Origin of the sequence: Blastococcus goldschmidtiae, from assembly GCF_031845325.1 — a bacterium.
GTDB lineage: Bacteria > Actinomycetota > Actinomycetes > Mycobacteriales > Geodermatophilaceae > Blastococcus > Blastococcus goldschmidtiae.
This window is the reverse complement of the sequence record NZ_JAVREI010000019.1, coordinates 13148-30585: the sequence shown is the minus strand read 5'-3', so window position 1 is coordinate 30585 and position 17438 is coordinate 13148. Positions and strand designations below refer to the sequence as shown.

Genomic DNA, 17438 nt, shown 5'->3' with positions numbered 1-17438 from the left:
CGCTCCGGCCCATGTGCCGGAACATCCGCCCGCTCTCCAACTTCGAGCCGCCGGCGACCGACGACGAGATCCGTGCCGCCGCGCTGCAGTACGTCCGCAAGATCAGCGGGACGACGAAGCCGTCCCGGGCCAACGCCGACGCGTTCGACCGGGCCGTCGAGGAGGTGGCCGGGATCTCCGCCCGCCTGCTCGCCGAACTGGTGACGACGGCACCGCCCAAGGACCGTGAGGTCGAGGCGGCGAAGGCCCGCGAGCGTGCGGCGCTGCGCTACGGCACCTGACGTCGTCCCGTCGGGTGACCCGCCCCGCACCGATCGGTCGTGCACGACAGGAATGACCCACCGCGACGCCGGGTACCCATTCCATTCGTGACGACGTCCCAGGCCGCCCCGACCACGGCCCCCACCTCCGCGCACCCCTCTGCCTCCGGCGCGAGCCGGTGCGTCCACTGCACCGACGGTCTCGGCCAGCCCCGTGAGGTGCGCCCCGGGTCGTTCCGCGAGCGCGTGCACCGCAACAGCCAGGTCGCCCTGGCCTGGCGGATCGGCGTCTTCCTCGTCGGCCTGCTGTGCGTGGCGCTCGGCGTCGCCCTGGCCGTGCTGCCCGGGCCGCTCACCATCCCACCGGTGCTGCTGGGCCTGTGGATCTGGTCGACCGAGTTCGCGTGGGCGGCGCAGTTCTTCGCGACGTTCCGCCGCAAGGCATCCGAGGCCTGGGCGCACGCCAAGCAGCACCCGGTCAGCTCCCTGGCCATCACCGTCGGCGGCCTGGCTGCGGCCGGCATCGCGTTCTGGGCAGTCGGCCACTTCGAGCTGGTCGACAAGGTCACGACCGCGCTCGGCGGATAGCCCCTACCGCGGCTCAGGCCGGTCCGACCTCGTCGGGGTCCGGCGTCCGGAACGGCGGGTCCTCCGACGATCCGGCGACGCCCTCCCCCGCCTCGTCCGACGACGTGTCCTCGGGGCGGTCGGGCTCCTCCCCGCCGACGCCGAACCCCTCGGCGGGCGGCGGCGCACCGGCTCCCGGATCGGCGGCGGGGATGCCCTCGTCGGGCTTTCCCAGGTTCGGCTCCATCGGCGTCCACATCGACATGGCCTCGCACTACCCACGCCGCGCGGGTCATGCGCGCACGCGGCCCACCGTTCGGCATCCCGTCACCCGCCGGACACCTGCCGCCCCGGCCGATGAGTTGTCCCGCCCTCCTCCGTCCGAGCTCCCGTGCGGCCTGGCGGCCGGCGCACGAGCACAGGAGGCGCAGTGACGATCCTGGTGACGGCGGTGCGCGGCCTGATGCACGGGGAGGCCATGGCCGGCGACGTCGGCATGGTGCTGCTCTGGTCGGCGCTGCTCGTGGCGGTGCTCGGGCCGCTGACCGTGCGGCGGTACGGCAACCGCAGCCGAGGAAGGACCACCCTTCCCCCCACGCCTCGCAGGCTCGGCGCGGGACCCTGAAGGATGGCCGGATGTCCAACGCTCCACGTGATGCTGCGCCACGGCTGCGCCGGGCCCGGTTCGCCGACCTGTCCCCGTTCGAGGTGTACCGGCTGTGCCGGCTGCGGGTCGACGTCTTCGTCGTGGAGCAGCAGTGCCCCTATCCCGAGCTGGACGGCCGGGACCTCGAGCCCTCGACCGAGCACCTGTGGTTCGAGGCCGACGGCGAGGTCGCGGCCACCATCCGGGTGCTGGAGAACGGGGCCACCAAGGCGATCGGCCGGGTGGTGACCGCACCGGCCTTCCGCGGCGCGGGGCTGGCCGCCCGCCTGATCGAGCAGGGCATCGCCGACCACGGCGCCGTCCCGCTCACCCTCGGCGCCCAGGCGCACCTGGAGGGCTGGTACGAGCGCTTCGGCTTCCGGCGCAGCGGTCCGGGCTACGACGAGGACGGCATCCCGCACGTGCCGATGCGCCGCGAGCCGGACGCCCGGTGACCGACGCCGAGCTGCTGCGGTCGGTGGCCGACCGGCTCGAGGGCCTGGCGGCCCGGACGACGGCGGGCGACTGGCGGCCGGCCGGGCTGCTGGCCTCCCGGCCGGAGGTCGTCGCGCACGGTCCCGACGGCGGCACCGAGCACGTGGCCGAGGCCCGGGCGGCGTCGGCGTGCTGGATCACCGCCCTCTCCCCCGCGCTCGCCGCTCCGCTGGCGGCATGGCTGCGGGCGGCCGCCGCCGACGGCCCCGTGCACCCGACCGCCCTCGATGTCGCCCGGGTCCTGGCCGCGCGCCTGCCGTGACCGCCCTACCCGGTGTCGGGCGCCGGGTGCGATCCCCTTGACCGGGACGAACACGGCTCGCACCCTCCAGGGGGAAGACGGTTCGCCGCACCGGCACCGCACCCCGAGGAGTCGCCGTGCAGGTCCTCGAGCACGACGAGGTGAGCCTCGTCGTCCCCGCCCCGCCCGAGCAGGTCTACGACCTGGTCGCGGACGTCACGCGCACCCCCGAGTTCAGTCCCGACGTCGTCCGCTGCCGATGGCTCGGGGGCGCGACGGGCCCGGCCGCGGGTGCCCGCTTCGAGGCGGTGAACACCACCCCGGAGGGCAGGACGTGGAAGAACCGCCCGGTGGTGCGCACCGCGGACCCCGGCCGCGAGTTCGCCTTCGCCCGCACCGAACCCTTCGCCGGCACGATCCTGTGGCGCTACCGCTTCGAACCCGTGGCGGGCGGCACCCGGGTGACCGAGAGCTACGACGTCGAGCGCCCGGTCACCCGGGTCGGGTGGTTCGTGATCGAGCGGGTCTTCCGCGCCGGCGACCGGAAGGCCGCACTGCGCGAGGGCATGCGGACGACGCTGGAGCGGCTGGGCGCCGCCGCCGGCCCGCCTCCCGCCTGAGACGACCGCCCCGTGCTGCCCGGGCGCCGGCCGGTCGTCGCCTAACCTCGGGGCGTGACGGCGACCCGGGAGGACCTCGCCCCCGCGACGCCCGCATCGATCGACGGGGGCCGGCCGACCCGCTGGTCCCCGGTGGAGCTCCTCCCGCCCGCGCTCATGGTGGCGCTCGGCGTCCTGCTGCTGCTCCCGGGGCACGGGCTCTGGTTCGACGAGCTGTTCACCGCGGAGGTCGGCCGGCTGCCGCTCGGGGACATCCTGACGGCGATCGTGCGCGGCGAGGGGGTGACCAGCTACCTCGAGGGCGTCCCGCCGTCGTACAACGCGCCGTACTACGTGGTGGTGCACGCCTGGATGTCCGTGCCGGGTCTGGGCGGTGACACCTCGCTCCGGGTCCTCTCGCTCCTGGCGGCCGCCGGCGGCCTGGCCCTCATCACCCGGGCCGTCACCCGGCTCGGCGGGGCGGCGACCGGCGTCCTCACCGGGCTGCTCCTGGCCGCCGGCCCGCTGCTCGTCGTGCACTCGGTCGAGGCCCGCAGCTACGGGCTGACCGTCCTCGCGACCGGGGCGACCGCGCTCGGCCTCGTGCGCTGGCTCCAGGACCCGCCCCGGGGGCTGGTGCTCTTCGGCCTCGCGGGCGCCGGCATGGGGCTGGGCCACTGGTACGCGGTCACGGTCCTCGCGGCGTTCGTCGTCGCCGCGGCGGTGCTGCGCGGGCGCCGCGCCCTGCCGGTGGTCCTCATCGGCGCGGCCGCCGCCCTGCCGGCGTGCCTGCTGGTCGGGCTGAACGTGCTCAACGGCACCGGGTCGCGCAACGCCGAGCACCTGGACGACACCGACGGCCGGCTGGTCGGCTACGCCATCGAGGCGTGGGCCGGAGGGCGGACGCCGCTGCTCGTCCTCGCCGTGGGGCTGGCGGTGATCGGCGCGGTGCGGGGCGGCGGCCGCCGGGGTCGGGAGCTGCGGGTGCTCGGGCTGGCGTGGACCTGCGTGCCCCTGCTGCTCCTGGTGGGGGCCGAGTTCCTCCGGCCGGTCTACCACCCGCGCTACCTCCTCGCCGGCCTGCTCGGGCTCGGCGTCCTGGCCGCCGCGGGTGCGATGGCGGCGCCGCGCGGTGCCCGGGCACCGCTGGCCGGGCTGCTCCTGGCCTGCGCCCTGCTCAGCAGCGTGTCCCTCGCCGACCGCGCGCCCCGGGAGCGCGCCGACGACCTGGTCCGCACGCTCGCCGAGCTCCAGGTCGCCGGTGAGCCGGTGGTGGCTGCCGACCAGCGCGCGGCCATCGGGCTGGACCACTACGTGCGCACCCTTGCCCCGCGGCTGCGGGCCGACGTGGTGCTGCCGCCGGACGACGCGCCGACCGACGCCGACCGGGTGTGGCTGGTCCGGCGGCTGATCGACGGGGTGCCCGTGCCCACCGACGACGACGACATCCTGCGGGCCGCCGGCCTCCGGCTGGTCGAGGAGCGGACCTTCCGCGGCACGCAGACCCGCCTGGTGCTGCAGCGCTGGGAGGACGCCGGCTGAGCGACCGGCTCAGCGGCGGAACCGCAGCGCCCAGCTCAGCGAGCGCAGCGACTGGCGCAGCCGCGCACGGCCGGTCCAGGCGGACCGGCCCTCGGTGCGGAGGTCCCGCTCCACGGGGACGCTGACCGCCGGGCGACCGGCCCGGGCCACGGCGAGGACGACGCTGGGCGCGCCCTCGTCGCGCACCGCGGTGACGACGGCCTCGCGCACCGCCGGATCCATCGCCAGGAAGGCGCCGGCGTCGGCCGGCAGCCCGGTGAGCCGCGCCGCCACCCACCGGTGCAGGCCGCCGGTGAGCCGCCGGGCCGCGGACTCGTAACGGCCCCGGCGCCCGGCGAAGACCGCCGAGACGTCGCCCCGGGCGAGGCGGTCGAGCAGCAGCGGCAGGGCCTCGGGCGGGTCCTGCAGGTCCGCGTCGAGGCAGGCCCACACATCGGCGTCCGGTTCGGCGGCCAGCCCGTGGGCGATCGCCGCGTGCTGGCCACCGTTGACGGTGAGACCGCTGACCGAGATCCGCCGGTCCCGCGCCGCCAGGGCCCCGGCGACGGCCGCGCTGTCGTCGGGCGAGGCGTCGATGACCAGCCGCAGCCGCCAGTCCCGCCCCTCCAGCGCCGCGGCCACCCGCCGGGCCAGCGGGTCCAGCGTCGCCGCGTTGCCGTACACCGGCACGACGACGGCGATCCGTGGCGTCACGACTCCGCCCAGGTGCGGGCGAGCCCCCCGGCCAGGTCGACCGTGGGCGCCCAACCGAGCAGCCGGCGTGCCGCGGACGGGTCGCAGACCCAGTCCGCGGTGTCCCAGTGCCGGCCCGGATGGGCGCCGGGGGCGGTGGCGATCGGCCGGCCCGTGACCCGGGAGGCGGTCTCGACCAGCTCCTCGGTGCTGGTCTGCACCCCCGTGCCGATGTTGAGCACGACGCCCGGCGGCAGGTCCTCCTGCCCGGCGGCGCGGAGGCAGGCCTCGACGACGTCGCCCACCCACACCCAGTCCCGCCGGCTGACGTGCGGGGGCAGGGCCACGGTCCCGCCGGTGCGCGCCGCCTCGAGGACGACGGGGACCAGCCGGGTCGGGTGGTCCCCGGGGCCGTAGACCTGGAAGGCGCGCAGCACCGCCGCCCGGACCCCGCGCTCGGCAGCCGCCGCCTGCAGGAGCAGGGAGCCCGCGGCCTTCGTCGCGCCGAAGAAGCCCCGCGGCTCCAGGGCGGCCTGCTCGGTGAGCGGCGCGGCGGAGGCGGCGTACTCGGTGGACGACCCCAGCCGGACGACGGTGCGGCACCGGTCGGGCAGGGCGTCCACCAGCCACGGGCTGGTGTTGACCGCGACGGTGGCCGCCCGCTCCCCGGCCGTCGCCTTCGCACGCCCCGCGGCGAGGGAGAACACGACGTCCGGGTCGGCCGCGCGCACGGCGGCCGACGCCGCCACCGGATCGGCCAGGTCCACCTGGCCGCGACCCAGCGGTACGACGTCCCAGCCCTCTCTCCGCAGCCGGTCCACCAGGTGACGGCCGACGAAGCCGCCGCCCCCGGTGACGACCGCCCTCACGCCGGGGAGCCCGCCCCGACCGGCGCCGCGACGGCCGGCCGGGTGACCGCCAGGAGCCGCTGCCGGTTCGCCTCGGCCACGGCCGGGTCGGCGCGCCGCACGTCGTCCAGGTACCCGAGCAGCCGTGGGACCTCCACCTCCGGGTCGCGGCCCTGCATGTCGGCGATGAAGGACCGGCGCAGGAAGGTGAAGTCGGTGCGCAGCCGGACGAGCTCGGCGGCGAGCACCTCGCTGGGCACCGGGAAGCCCCCGCCGGGCAGCGTCAGCCCGCCGACGCCGAAGGGCTGGGAGACCGTGGCGCGGACGGCGTCGGCGGTGCCGTCGACCAGGGGCCGGAACAGCTGGTCGGAGCGGCGGTCGATGCGCAGGTCGTTGAGGCCGATGTAGACCCGGGACAGCGGCCGGCTCGCGATGGCGGCGGCCGCGTCGACGGCGTCCTGGGTCTCGATCAGCACGCCCAGGCCGCACCGCCCCGCGACCATGTCGAGGGTCCGGTCCACCGACTCCGCCGTGCGCACCATCGGCAGCAGCAACTCGTCCGCGCCGCGGGCGACGGCGTCCTCGACCTCCTCCGCGGTCCAGGGTCCGTAGCCGTTGAGCCGGCAGATGAGCCGGCCGTCGGTGGCCGACCGCATCCGCGTCAGGTCCTCGGGGGTGTCGGTGCTGATCTGGGTGCCCTCGCCCAGCTGCCGCCGTTCCTTGCCCCGCCGTTCCCAGTCCACGATGATCCCGGCCGCTCCTGCGGCGACGACCTCGCCGCCCCACTGGGGATCGACGGAGAAGAGAAAGAGGTCCACGCGGGTGAGCTTAGGTTGGCCTAAGCCGGGCCGGTGCGCCGCCGTGCCGGGGACGGGCCGCTCAGGCCGGAACGACCGGCCGTGGCAGCTCGCCGGTCGCCGCCGGCGGGAAGGCCTGGGCCGGGCCGCGGACCGTCACGGCGACCTCCTCGCCGGGCGCGGGCAGGTCCGCCCCGACCAGCCGCGCGCTCACCGTGCCCGCCTCGGGGAGGACCAGCCGGACCCGGGCGTCGTGGCCGAAGAAGTCCACACCGCCGATCCGCGCCACGACCGCCCCCGGCGCCGCCGACGGGTCCGACAGGCGCAGCTGCTCGGGTCGCAGCAGCACCCGCGCCCGCCCGTCCGGGTACCCGCCCTCGACCGGGACCGCCCCGAGCGCGCAGTGCGCCGTGCCGCTCCGCACCTCGGCATCGAGGACGACGGCCTCCCCCACGAACGCCGCCACGTCGAGGTCCTGCGGGCTGCGGTAGAGGGTGCGGGGGTCGGTCAGCTGCACCAGGCGCCCGTGCCGCAGCACCGCGACCTGGTCGGCCATCGACAGCGCCTCGGCCTGGTCGTGGGTGACCAGCACCGCGGTGGCGCCGGTCGCCTCCAGCGCGGCCGAGACGGCGAGCCGGGTCTCCTCCCGCAGCGTCGCGTCGAGCGAGGAGAACGGCTCGTCGAGCAGCACCAGTGACGGCTCGGGCGCCAGGGCCCGGGCGAGCGCCACCCGCTGCTGCTGGCCGCCGGAGAGCTGGTGCGGCGACCGGTCGGCGAGCGCGCCGTCCAGACCGACGAGGGCGAGCAGCTCGCGCACCCGGCTGCCCTCGCGCCGTTGGCGCCGGGGCAGCCCGAAGCTGATGTTGCCGGCCACGGTGAGGTGCGGGAACAGCCCGCCCTCCTGCGGCACGAAGCCGATGCCGCGCCGGCGTGCGGGGACGCTGCGCCCCGGGCCGCCGGCCACCAGCCGGTCCCCCACCACGACGGTGCCGGCGTCGGGGTCCTCGAACCCGGCGATGAGCCGCAGCAGGGTCGTCTTCCCGCAGCCCGACGGGCCCAGCAGCGCGGTGAAGCTGCCGCTGGGCACGTGCAGGTCCACCCCGCCGAGCACGGGGACGCCGACGGCGTAGGACTTCGCCAGGCCGGTCACGGTCAGGGAGCTCATGGGGTCAGACCTCGTCGGGCGTCTCGGGACAGCAGGACGGTGGCGGGCACCGAGAGCAGCACCATGACCACGGCGTAGGGGGCCGCCGCGCCGTACTCCACGGCGCTGCTCGCCGCCCAGAACGCGGTGGCCAGCGTGCGCGTTCCCGTGGGCGCTAGCAGCAGGGTGGCGGTCAGCTCGGTGACGACGGCGAGGAAGACCAGCGCGGCGCCGGCGCCGATGCCGGGAGCCAGCAGGGGCAGGGTGATGCGACGGAGGCGGTCGGGAGCCGAGGCGCCGAGCGACGCCCCGACGTCGTCGAACAGGGGCGGGGCCTGCTCGACGGCCGAGCGGACGGTCACGATGGCCCGCGGCAGGAAGAGGATCGCGTAGGCGGCCAGGAGCACCGGCACGGTCTGGTACAGCCACGGGGTGACCCGGATGCTCACCGTCACCAGGGCGAGGGCGACGACGATGCCGGGCACGGAGCTGCCCAGGTAGGTGCTGCGCTCGAGCAGCGTCGCGGTCCGCCCGCGGGCCCGCACCGCCAGCCAGCCGGTGGGCAGCGCCATCGCGGTGGTGATCGCCGCCGCGGCCGCGGCCAGCGCCAGCGTGGTCGACGTCGTGGAGGTGAGGTCCGCCCAGTCGAGCGCGGAGGAGGCACCGCGCGCCATCCAGTAGCCCAGGCTCCAGAGCGGGACCGCCACGGCCAGCGCGGCCAGTGCCCCGAGCGCGAGCAACGCCGGCGCGGTGAGCCGTCCGAGCGCGATCGGCCGCAGCGGGCGCGGCGCACCACGACCGCTGCGCGCGTAGCTACGCCGCCCGCGCAGCCGGATCTCCGCCAGCAGCAGCACCAGGCACAGCACCACCAGGACGCCGGCCAGCATGGTCGCGCCCGGGCCGTTGAAGGTGGCCCGGTACTGGTCGTAGATCGCGGTGGTGAAGGTCGGGTAGCGCAGCATCTGCAGCGCGCCGAACTCGGCGAGGACGTGCAGGGCCACCAGCAGGCTGCCGCCCAGCAGTGCGACCCGCAGCTGGGGCAGCTGTACCCGGCGGAAGACCGCCCACGTGGAGAGCCCCAGGCCGCGGGCGGTGTCCTCGAGGGCCGGGTCCAGCCCGCGGAAGGCGGCGACGACCGGCAGGTAGACGAAGGGGAAGTAGGAGAGCGTCACGACCAGCAGCGCGCCGGCATAGGTGTCCAGCCCGGGCAGCAGCGAGATCCACGCGTAGCTGTTCACGAACGCCGGCACGGCCAGCGGCGCGACGAGCAGGACGTGCCACGTCCGGCGGGCCGGCACCGACGAGCGCTCGACCAGCCAGGCGGCGCCCACCCCGAGCACCCCGCAGCACAGCACGGTCCCCAGCACGAGGCGGACGGTGTTCCACAGCAGCTCACCGACGCGGGGACGCAGGACCAGCTCGCGGATGCCCGACCAGCCGAGGTCGGCCGAGTACCAGGCGATGTAGCCCAGCGGGAGCAGCGCGAGCGCCGCGACGGCCAGTGCCAGCGCCAGGGTCACCGGGGACCGGCGCAGCCGGCGCCCCTGCTCCTGGGACGGCCGAGGACCCCGGGCCGCCGGGACGATCGGCGCCCCGGGGCCCGGGAGAGGCAGCGTGGGTGTGCTCAGAGCAGTCCGGCTTCCTGCATCAGTTCGGTGACCCGTTCGGCGTCCAGCGAGCCGGGGTCGACGTCGGGTGCCTGCAGCTCGGACAGCGGCGGGAGGGCGTCGGCGGAGTCGACCCCGACCCCCACGGCGTACTCGAGGGCGCTGCTCTCGGCCAGCCGCTCCTGCGCCTCGGTCCCGGTCAGCCACTCGACGAGGCGCTGGGCGTCGTCCTTCTGGTCGGAGGAGGCGAGCACACCGGCACCGGAGACGCTGACGAAGGCGCCGGGGTCCTGGTTGCGGAAGTAGTGCAGTTCGGCGTCGTCACCGACCAGGCCGTCCTGCGCCTGGTCGCGGAACCAGTAGTAGTGGTACGTGATGCCGACCGGGACCTCGCCCTCGTCGACGGCCTTCATGATCGCGGTGTTGCTCGCGTAGATCTCGGCGTTGCGCTCCAGGCCGGTGAGCCACTCGCGGGTGGCCTCCTCGCCCTCCAGCGCCAGGACTGCGCTGACGATCGCCTGGAAGTCGGCGCCGCCGGCCGCGATGGCGACCCGGCCCTCCCACTCCGGGTCGGCGAGGTCGAGCATCGAGGCGGGCAGCTCGTCCTCGGCGATCTCGTCCGGGTTGTGGATCAGCGCGGTCGACCGGGCGGCGAACCCGGTCCAGTTGCCCGACTCGGGCCGGTAGGCCGCCTCGACCTGCTCCAGGGTCTGCGGGTCGATGGGCGCCAGCAGCCCCGCCTGGTCGACGACGTCGATCGCCGGGCTGTTCTCGGTGAGGAACACGTCCGCCGGCGAGGAGTCGCCCTCCTGCACGATCTGGTTGGCCAGCTCGGAATCGTTGGCGTCACGGAACTCCAGCTCGATGCCGGTCTCGTCGGTGAAGCCCTCGAGCATCGTCCGGACCAGGCTCTCGTGCTGGGCGCTGTACACGGTGAGCGTCTCGGCGTCCGACGCCTGCGAGTTCCCGCAGGCGGCGAGCGCGGACAGGATGGTGGCGGAGGTCAGCAGAGCGGGGAGCGCCCGGCGCGGCCTGGTCACGTGTGGAAGTCCTCCTGCATCGGGCCCGGCACCCTGTCGGTATGGCAAGGCACACCTAAGCATGACGTGCCCGTGCAACCGCCGGCGCCCGGGGCCCCTCCACGCCGCAGCGGGGCACCACGGCAGCGCCGGGACGGCCGTCGCGTCAGGGCGTCGGGAGCCCGGCGGACCCGCCGCAGTCGGCGGCCCGGCCCAGCAGCAGCGCCCGTTCCCGTTCGTTGCGGGTGAGCCCGGCGGCCCGCTCGAACTCGGTCCGGGCCTCCGCGTCGCGCCCCAGCGAGTGGAGCAGGTCGCCGCGGACCGCGGGCAGGAGGTGGTAGCTGCTCAGCGCCGGGACACCGAGCAGCGCGTCGGCCAGCTCGAGGCCGGCTGCCGGGCCGTAGGCGCGCGAGACAGCGACGGCACGGTTGAGCTCGATCACCGGCGACGGCGAGAGTGCCGCCAGCGCCTCGTAGGCCCCGGCGATCCGCGCCCAGTCGGTCTCCTCGACGCTGCGGGCGCGCGCGTGACAGGCCGCGATGGCCGCCTGCAGGGCGTAGGGGCCGAGTGCGTCCCGCGCCGTCCGCTCCGCCTCCTCCAGCGCGGCCAGCCCCCGGGTGATCAGCACGCGGTCCCAGCGGCCGCGGTCCTGGTCGGCGAGCAGCACCGACTCCCCGCCAGGGCCGATCCGGGCGGCCAACCGCGACGCCTGCAGCTGCAGCAGCGCGACCAGGCCGTGCACCTCCGACTCCCCCCGCACGAGACCGGCGAGGATGCGCCCGAGCCGCATCGCCTCCTGGCAGAGCGCGGGCCTGGTCAGGTCCTCCCCCGCGGTCGCCGCGTACCCCTCGTTGAAGATCAGGTAGAGCACCTCGAGCACCGAGGAGAGCCGGGCGGTGAAGTCGGTCCCGGTGGGCATCTCGAACGGCACCCGGGCGGCGGTGAGGGTCCGCTTGGCCCGCACCACCCGCTGGGCCAGCGTCTTCTCCGGCACCAGGAAGGCCCGCGCGATCTCGTCGGTGGACAGGCCGCCGACCAGCCGCAGCGTCAGCGCCACCCGGGCCTCGCGGGAGAGCACCGGGTGGCAGGAGATGAACACCAGCCGCAGGACGTCGTCCTCCACGACCTCGTCCAGCGCGGCGGCCCAGTCCTCCTCGGCGCTCTCGTCCTGGACCAGCGAGCGGCCCAGCTCCTGCGTCTTGCGCTGCAGGTTCTGCGCCCGGCGGAAGGTGTCGATGGCCCGGTGCTTGGCGGTGGCCATCAGCCAGGCACCCGGCTTGGCGGGCACGCCGGTGTCCGGCCACTGCTCGAGCGCGGCGACCAGCGCGTCCTGCGCCAGCTCCTCGGCCAGCCCGACGTCGCCGGTCACCCGGGCCAGCGCGCCGACGATGCGGGCGGACTCCATGCGCCAGACGGCGTCGACGACGCGGTGCAGGTCCGCGGTCGCCGACGCCGTCGGGGGCGGAGGGGTGGTCACGCCTCGCGCTGGGCGCCGAGCGTGTCCCGCAGCTGGTTCTCCCGCTCCTGCAGCTCGGGCGTGAACGCCTCGCCGAAGTCCTCCGGGACGGAGAAGGGACGGATCTCCAGCTCGCCGCCGCGGAAGGGTGCCTTGCGGGCCCACTCGATCGCCTCCTCGCGGGAGGACACCTCGAAGACCCAGTAGCCCGAGACGAGCTCCTTGGTCTCGGCGAACGGGCCGTCGATCACCGTCGTCTCGCCCGTGTCGTCGAACCGGATCCGCGCACCGTGCGAGCTGGGCCGCAGCCCGTCGCCGTCGAGCATGATGCCGGCCTTGACCAGCTCCTCGTTGTAGGCGCCCATCGCCGCCAGCATGTCCTGGCTGGGCATGACGCCCTTCTCGCTGTCCTCGGTCGCCTTGACGATCACCATGAAGCGCATCGGAGTTCTCCTGTCCAGTGGAGCGGAGGCCGGTCCTCCCGACCGGCGCGGCCCCGCCACACCTTTCCGTCGATCGGGCCGCGCCGGAATCGACACGACCACGGAAAAACTTGCCGAAGCGCTCCCGCGGGGTAGGCGCACCCCATGGAGAAGCAGCAGACGGTCCACGAGGAGACCCCCGAGGCCGAAGGACTGGCCCGGCGGCTCGACAAGCCGATGGGGGTCCTCGGGCTCGTCTTCGTGCTGATCGTGCTCGGTCAGTCACTCGCCCGGGAACCCTGGCTCGTGACCACGCTGACCGTGCTCGGCTGGCTGGCGTGGGCCGTCTTCGTCGCCGAGTTCGCCTACCGCGCGGTGTCCGCGCGGGACAAGCGGCGGTTCTGGACCCGCAACTGGTGGCAGCTGATCTTCCTCGCCGTGCCCTTCCTCCGGTTCTTCCGTGCGCTCGCGTTCCTGCGGGTGGCGCGGGTCGCGCGGGTGGGCGGGGTCCTCTCCGCGGCCGTCCGCGGCTCCCGGTCGGCCGGCCGGCTCCTGTCCGGACGGATCGGCTGGCTGGCCGCGGTCACCGGCGTCGTCGTCCTCGCCACCAGCCAGCTGCTGTACGTGCTGGGCGACTACGACGACTACGCCGTGGCTCTGTACGACGCCGCGCTCGCGACGGTCAGCGGTGAGCCGCTGTCGGCCGACAGCGGTCCGGCGCGCGTTCTCGACGTGCTGCTCGCGGTCTACTCGGTGGCCGTCTTCGCCACGGTGGCCGGGGCCCTGGGGGCGTACTTCCTGGACCGGAACCGTCCCACGTCCGAGCGACCGGCGGAATAATCCCGCACGCCGCCGGGCAGGGCGGTCGCATGATGATCGACCTCCTGCTGGTCGTCGCCGGCCTCCTGGGCATCGGGATCGCGGCGCTGTCCACGCGGCTGCGGCGGCTGCCGATCTCCGAACCCCTCGTCGGTCTGCTCGCGGGCATCGCCCTGGGCCCGGAGCTCCTGGACCTGCTCGAGGTGGCCCCGCTGACCGAGGACCACACCTGGGTCCACACCGCGGCCCGGCTGCTGCTGGCGGTCTCGGTGATGGCCATCGCCCTGCGCTTCCCGTTCGGCGAGGCGCGGTCCCGGCTGCGTCCGGTCCTCCTGCTGCTGGCGGTGGTGATGCCCGCCATGGCGCTGATCACCGCGGGGCTGTCCGCGGCGCTGCTGGGCGTCGGCGTGGGTGCGGCCGCACTGCTGGGTGCCGCCCTGTGTCCCACCGACCCGGTGCTGGCGTCGAACGTCGTCACCGGCACGCCGGCGGAGGAGGACCTGCCCGCCCGGGACCGGCAGATCCTGTCCCTCGAGTCGGGGGCCAACGACGGGCTCGCCCTGCCGCTCGTCCTGGTCGCCGTGGCGGTGGCCGGTCCCCTGAGCGGGACCGACGCCGTCCTGGAGTCGCTGTGGGCGGTGCTCGGTGCGATCGCCGTCGGTGCCGCGCTCGGGTGGCTCGGCGCCAGGGCGCTGCGCTACGGCGAGCACCACGGCGCCACCGACCCGGGCCCCCAGGCGCTGTTCACCGTCGTCCTCGCCTTCGCCGTCCTCGGCCTCTCCGGGCTCATCCACGTGGACGGCATCCTCGCGGTGTTCGTGGGCGGGCTCGCCTTCAACCTGGTGGCCACCGGGTCGGACCGGACGACCGACGTGCCGATCGACGAGGCGATCAACCGGTTCCTCGTGGTGCCGCTGTTCATCGGCATCGGGGCGGCCCTGCCCTGGTCCGCCTGGGCGGAGCTCGGCTGGCAGGGCCCCGCGCTGGCCGTGGCCGTCCTGCTGCTCCGCCGGCTCCCGGTGCTGCTCCTGCTGCGCCGGCCGCTCGGGCTGGGGGTGCCCGACGCCGTCCACCTGGGGTGGTTCGGCCCGATCGGCGTCTCCGCGCTGTTCTACCTGGCGATGGAGGCGGAGCGGCTGGGCAGCATCGACCCCGTCGTGCTGGCGGCGGGCACGATGGTGGTGGCGGCCAGCACGCTGGTGCACGGCGTCACCGCGTCCCCCGGGCGGGTCCTCTACCGCCGCGCGGTCGAGCGTCAGGAGGCCGGCGACCGGTCCTGACCTGTGTAGTGGTGGGTCCGGGCGTAGGCGGCCAGGACGTCGTCGGTGCTGCCACCGACGTGCAGGAACTGCGCGTCGACGACGACGGCCAGGTCGTCGAGCGCCCTGCTCAGGAGCACCGCGGCGGTCCGGACGTCGGTGCGCGGCGCGGTCCGCCCGGCGGCCGCCAGGTCCGAGGCGACGCCGAGCATCGCGGGCAGCGACGCCTCCTCGCTCCCGTCGCGGAAGTAGAAGGTCTCCATGTACTGGGTGTGGTCGACCCGCGCCTGCGCGAGCGCGACCGCGAGGTCGGTGAGGAGCGGCGCGGCCGCGGAGGAGTGCGGGTCGTGCAGCAGCTCCTCGCGCGGGACCGCGCGCAGCAGCGCCAGCCGCACGGCCAGCGCCCGCCGCCGGGTCAGCGCCGGGTAGACCTGCAGGACCCAGGTGACCGAGGCGGTCAGGAGCGCGAAGCCGACGAGCGCCTGCACCGGCATCGCGACCCGCAGCCAGCCGCTGGCCGGCACGATGTCACCGAAGCCGAGCGTCGCCAGGGTGACCGTGGACAGGTACACCGCGTCCAGGACGTCGCTGCGCTCGCTGACGTCCAGGCCGCTCTGGAAGACGAACCCCTCGGGGATGTGCGGTGCGTAGACGAGGGCGCCGCCGCCCACCAGCAGCGTGATCCAGACGACGATCACCAGCAGCAGGGCGGTGGGCCCGGTGAGGACGCCCCCGGCGCCGCGCTCCCGGCGCCGCCGGCCCAGCCGCCACACGGTCCCCATCACCCACGAGCTGATCGAGCCTCGTCCACTGGGGTGCCACAACGTGTGGAAGATGTCCCGCAGCGCGACGAGGACGACGAGGACGCCCAGCGCGGTGATCGACCAGTCCAGCAACACCATTCCGATCACCCTGCCAAAGGAGGGGTGATCCGGCCGGACGGGGTAGGGCTGTGGGCATGTGGTTCGACTCCTGGTTCGACATCGCCCGCGTGCTCGCCGTGGGCACCGCCGCCTACGTCACCCTCGTGGTGGTCCTCCGGCTCACCGGCAAGCGGACGCTGAGCAAGCTCAACGCCTTCGACCTGGTCGTCAGCGTGGCGTTCGGTTCCACGCTGGCCACCATCCTGCTGAGCAGCGACGTCTCGTGGGCCGAGGGCGCGACCGCGCTGGCGCTGCTGGCCTGCCTGCAGTTCGCGGTCGCCTGGACCACGACCCACCTCCCGGGCGGCCGGTCGATCGTCACCGCGCGGCCCACCCTGCTGGTCGACGAAGGCCGGTTGCTCGCCGAGGCCCTGCAGGAGCAACGGGTGACCGAGGACGAGGTCCGGCAGGCGGTGCGCTCCACCGGCAGCGGCGACCTCGCCGACATCGCCGCGGTCGTCCTGGAGTCCGACGGCTCGCTGAGCGTCATCTCCTCGTCCAAGGCCGGGAACCGCTCGGCACTCGAGGGCGTGCGCCGGGCCTCGTGACCGCCGGCCGCGGGTGTGCCGGCGTGCCGGCGGGGTAGCTGCGCCCCATGGCTGACGACGGGGCATCGGGTGGGTTCGCCGGACGACTGGGCGCACGGGTGGAGGCGTCCGACGACGGGTCGGCCCGCATCACCTTCGAGGTGACCGACGAGCACCTCAACCCGGCGGGCACCCTGCACGGCGGCGTGCTCGCGACGCTGGTCGACACCGCGATGGGGACGGCGGTGCGCAGCGCCACCGGCGAGGACGACGTCCCGGCGACCAGCCAGCTGACGGTGACCTACCTGCGGCCCGGCACGACGGGGCCGCTCGTGGTCACCGGGCGGCTGCGCACCCGGGGCGAGCACCTGACCGTCTGCGAGGCCGAGGTGGAGCAGGGCGGCGAGGCCATCGGGCACGCCGTCGCCACGTTCGCCCTGCTGCACCGCTGAGCCAGGGGCGTAACGGCGCCCCCGGCTCTGGGGTCACCCGGCGAAGTAGCTCACCAGCAGGATGAACAGGAAGATCAGCACGATCGCGCCGACGAAGATCCCGGGGATGAGCAGCCGGCCGCGTCGGCGGCCTTCCTCGGTGGAACGCCCGGTGGGCTGGTCGGCGTCGTCGTGCGGGTCGTGTGCGGGCGTGGACATGGCTACTCCTCGGAAGCGGCTCCGCCGTCGGGTCGACGGGGTGTGACGGGCGGTCCGGCAGTGGCGGCGGGACCCCGATGGGGTCATGCCCACCAGCTTTGTCGTCACTCACGGGTTCCTGTGCCGCTACGTGTCGGTATCCTGGCCTCAGTCCGCACGGTCCTCCGCTGCGGTCGGCGTCCAGGAGGCACCCCGTTCCCGCTCAGCACGGACGATGCGCCGAAGCCCACCTCGGGTGCCCCTGCCGCGGGGACGCCGCGATCCACGAGGAGCGCTCCGTGGAGATCACGGAGGCCCGCGCCAAGGCACAGGACCCGGTCGAGTGCCCCGAGTGCGGCGGCCCGGCCACCCCGGTGCACATCGTCACCTGGGGGCACTGCCGGCCCTGCCACACCGCGAACTCGCGCTCCATCCAGCCGCTGCGCTGGTAGGACCCCCGGCTGGGTCCTCCCCGGCTGGGGCGTCCCGGCTCGGGGCGTCCATCGGGTGCGTCGCGCCCGGCCTCAGCGGCCGGGGCGGGTGCCGGCCAGCTCGCGCGCGGCTGCGGCTGCGGCCGCGTCGTCGTCGAGCTGGCGGTCGATCGAACCCAGGAAGGTGTCCCAGGCCTGCTCGGCGGTGACGCCCAGCGCCTGGGCGATCTGCTCCCAGTCGGCGCCACCGCGCAGTGCGGCCCGGATGCCGACCAGCCGGCTGTCGTGCGCCTTGCGGGCGACGACCTCGCCGAGGGCGAGCAGCTCGAGGGACTCGTGCACGTCGAGCTGGGTGCTGGCGTCCTTGAACGACGCCCAGGAGTCCTCGCCGTCGTCCTGGACGGTGTTGAGCGCGGTATCGCCGTTGTCGCGGCGGCTGAGGAAGTCGAGTCGGGTGGCGGCCGTGGTCAGCGTGAACTCCGCTCCCAGGGCCTCGGGGGTGATGCTCATCGTCCGGGAGTCCCCCGCTGCCCCG

The 17438-nt window shown here is 75.2% G+C and carries 24 protein-coding genes; 12 read left to right on the top strand and 12 right to left on the bottom strand.

Annotation, left to right across the window (positions count from 1 at the left end; genetic code table 11):
• Positions 1 to 11: 11 nt before the first annotated feature.
• Together RM425_RS19330 and RM425_RS19325 are read left to right on the top strand one after the other, a co-directional pair.
• Entirely contained in the window at positions 12 to 281 is a 270-nt protein-coding gene (locus tag RM425_RS19330) for a DUF2277 domain-containing protein (RefSeq protein ID WP_311346856.1), read from the top strand.
• 87 nt (positions 282 to 368) lie between these two features.
• Entirely contained in the window at positions 369 to 848 is a 480-nt protein-coding gene (locus tag RM425_RS19325) for a PGPGW domain-containing protein (RefSeq protein WP_311346855.1), read from the top strand.
• Between the two features lie 13 nt (positions 849 to 861).
• Here the strand turns inward: RM425_RS19325 and RM425_RS19320 are convergent, their stop codons facing one another.
• Entirely contained in the window at positions 862 to 1092 is a 231-nt protein-coding gene (locus RM425_RS19320; protein ID WP_311346854.1) for a hypothetical protein, read from the bottom strand.
• A gap of 165 nt (positions 1093 to 1257) precedes the next feature.
• Between RM425_RS19320 and RM425_RS19315 the strand changes: the two genes are divergently transcribed.
• From RM425_RS19315 to RM425_RS19295, 5 genes are all read left to right on the top strand, one after another.
• Complete coding sequence (locus tag RM425_RS19315; protein WP_311346853.1) at positions 1258 to 1452, top strand: hypothetical protein; 195 nt, start codon at positions 1258 to 1260, stop codon at positions 1450 to 1452.
• A gap of 11 nt (positions 1453 to 1463) precedes the next feature.
• Positions 1464 to 1928: a GNAT family N-acetyltransferase gene (locus tag RM425_RS19310; RefSeq protein ID WP_311346852.1), complete on the top strand. Its 465-nt coding sequence runs from the start codon at positions 1464 to 1466 to the stop codon at positions 1926 to 1928.
• Complete coding sequence (locus RM425_RS19305) at positions 1925 to 2230, top strand: hypothetical protein (protein ID WP_311346851.1); 306 nt, start codon at positions 1925 to 1927, stop codon at positions 2228 to 2230. The genes RM425_RS19310 and RM425_RS19305 overlap by 4 nt, the downstream gene beginning before the upstream one ends.
• A gap of 116 nt (positions 2231 to 2346) precedes the next feature.
• Complete coding sequence (locus RM425_RS19300) at positions 2347 to 2829, top strand: SRPBCC family protein (RefSeq protein WP_311346850.1); 483 nt, start codon at positions 2347 to 2349, stop codon at positions 2827 to 2829.
• Positions 2830 to 2883: 54 nt separating this feature from the next.
• Positions 2884 to 4350, top strand: coding sequence for a glycosyltransferase family 39 protein (locus tag RM425_RS19295; protein WP_311346849.1), 1467 nt, complete (start codon positions 2884 to 2886; stop codon positions 4348 to 4350).
• Positions 4351 to 4359: 9 nt separating this feature from the next.
• Here the strand turns inward: RM425_RS19295 and RM425_RS19290 are convergent, their stop codons facing one another.
• The 8 genes from RM425_RS19290 to RM425_RS19255 all read right to left on the bottom strand — a co-directional run bounded on the left by RM425_RS19290 (position 4360) and on the right by RM425_RS19255 (position 12336).
• The gene (locus RM425_RS19290; RefSeq protein WP_311346848.1) at positions 4360 to 5043 is read right to left on the bottom strand and encodes a glycosyltransferase; all 684 of its coding nucleotides are present in this window, start codon (positions 5041 to 5043) and stop codon (positions 4360 to 4362) included.
• A complete protein-coding gene (locus tag RM425_RS19285) occupies positions 5040 to 5891 on the bottom strand; it encodes an NAD-dependent epimerase/dehydratase family protein (RefSeq protein WP_311346847.1) in 852 nt (283 codons plus the stop codon). Before RM425_RS19285 ends, RM425_RS19290 begins: the two co-directional genes overlap by 4 nt.
• A complete protein-coding gene (locus tag RM425_RS19280) occupies positions 5888 to 6688 on the bottom strand; it encodes an aldolase (protein WP_311346846.1) in 801 nt (266 codons plus the stop codon). The genes RM425_RS19285 and RM425_RS19280 overlap by 4 nt, the downstream gene beginning before the upstream one ends.
• A gap of 61 nt (positions 6689 to 6749) precedes the next feature.
• A complete protein-coding gene (locus RM425_RS19275) occupies positions 6750 to 7832 on the bottom strand; it encodes an ABC transporter ATP-binding protein (protein ID WP_311346845.1) in 1083 nt (360 codons plus the stop codon).
• A complete protein-coding gene (locus RM425_RS19270; protein ID WP_311346844.1) occupies positions 7829 to 9331 on the bottom strand; it encodes an ABC transporter permease in 1503 nt (500 codons plus the stop codon). The genes RM425_RS19275 and RM425_RS19270 overlap by 4 nt, the downstream gene beginning before the upstream one ends.
• 104 nt (positions 9332 to 9435) lie before the next feature.
• The gene (locus RM425_RS19265) at positions 9436 to 10458 is read right to left on the bottom strand and encodes an iron ABC transporter substrate-binding protein (protein ID WP_311346843.1); all 1023 of its coding nucleotides are present in this window, start codon (positions 10456 to 10458) and stop codon (positions 9436 to 9438) included.
• Between the two features lie 145 nt (positions 10459 to 10603).
• Entirely contained in the window at positions 10604 to 11914 is a 1311-nt protein-coding gene (locus RM425_RS19260) for an RNA polymerase sigma factor (RefSeq protein ID WP_311346842.1), read from the bottom strand.
• Positions 11911 to 12336: a YciI family protein gene (locus tag RM425_RS19255; protein WP_311346841.1), complete on the bottom strand. Its 426-nt coding sequence runs from the start codon at positions 12334 to 12336 to the stop codon at positions 11911 to 11913. Before RM425_RS19255 ends, RM425_RS19260 begins: the two co-directional genes overlap by 4 nt.
• A gap of 144 nt (positions 12337 to 12480) precedes the next feature.
• Here RM425_RS19255 and RM425_RS19250 point away from each other — a divergent pair, with 144 nt between their 5' ends.
• Complete coding sequence (locus tag RM425_RS19250) at positions 12481 to 13155, top strand: hypothetical protein (RefSeq protein ID WP_311346840.1); 675 nt, start codon at positions 12481 to 12483, stop codon at positions 13153 to 13155.
• A 29-nt stretch (positions 13156 to 13184) separates the two neighbouring features.
• Positions 13185 to 14414 carry a cation:proton antiporter domain-containing protein gene (locus RM425_RS19245; protein ID WP_311346839.1) on the top strand — a complete coding sequence of 410 codons (1230 nt, stop codon included), beginning with the start codon at positions 13185 to 13187 and terminating at the stop codon, positions 14412 to 14414.
• Here the strand turns inward: RM425_RS19245 and RM425_RS19240 are convergent.
• Positions 14390 to 15295, bottom strand: a complete 906-nt coding sequence (locus RM425_RS19240) for a potassium channel family protein (RefSeq protein WP_311346838.1) — start codon at positions 15293 to 15295, stop codon at positions 14390 to 14392. The two genes, RM425_RS19245 and RM425_RS19240, sit on opposite strands and share 25 nt — an antisense overlap.
• A 56-nt stretch (positions 15296 to 15351) precedes the next feature.
• Between RM425_RS19240 and RM425_RS19235 the strand changes: the two genes are divergently transcribed.
• Both RM425_RS19235 and RM425_RS19230 read left to right on the top strand, forming a co-directional pair.
• The gene (locus RM425_RS19235) at positions 15352 to 15864 is read left to right on the top strand and encodes a DUF421 domain-containing protein (protein WP_311346837.1); all 513 of its coding nucleotides are present in this window, start codon (positions 15352 to 15354) and stop codon (positions 15862 to 15864) included.
• 47 nt (positions 15865 to 15911) lie between these two features.
• Complete coding sequence (locus RM425_RS19230; protein ID WP_311346836.1) at positions 15912 to 16295, top strand: PaaI family thioesterase; 384 nt, start codon at positions 15912 to 15914, stop codon at positions 16293 to 16295.
• 33 nt (positions 16296 to 16328) lie between these two features.
• Here RM425_RS19230 and RM425_RS19225 read toward each other — a convergent pair whose 3' ends face one another.
• Positions 16329 to 16493, bottom strand: a complete 165-nt coding sequence (locus RM425_RS19225; protein WP_311346835.1) for a hypothetical protein — start codon at positions 16491 to 16493, stop codon at positions 16329 to 16331.
• A gap of 278 nt (positions 16494 to 16771) precedes the next feature.
• Here RM425_RS19225 and RM425_RS19220 point away from each other — a divergent pair, with 278 nt between their 5' ends.
• Positions 16772 to 16924 carry a hypothetical protein gene (locus tag RM425_RS19220; RefSeq protein ID WP_311346834.1) on the top strand — a complete coding sequence of 51 codons (153 nt, stop codon included), beginning with the start codon at positions 16772 to 16774 and terminating at the stop codon, positions 16922 to 16924.
• Between the two features lie 72 nt (positions 16925 to 16996).
• Here the strand turns inward: RM425_RS19220 and RM425_RS19215 are convergent, their stop codons facing one another.
• Complete coding sequence (locus RM425_RS19215) at positions 16997 to 17413, bottom strand: hypothetical protein (RefSeq protein ID WP_311346833.1); 417 nt, start codon at positions 17411 to 17413, stop codon at positions 16997 to 16999.
• Positions 17414 to 17438: the final 25 nt, after the last annotated feature.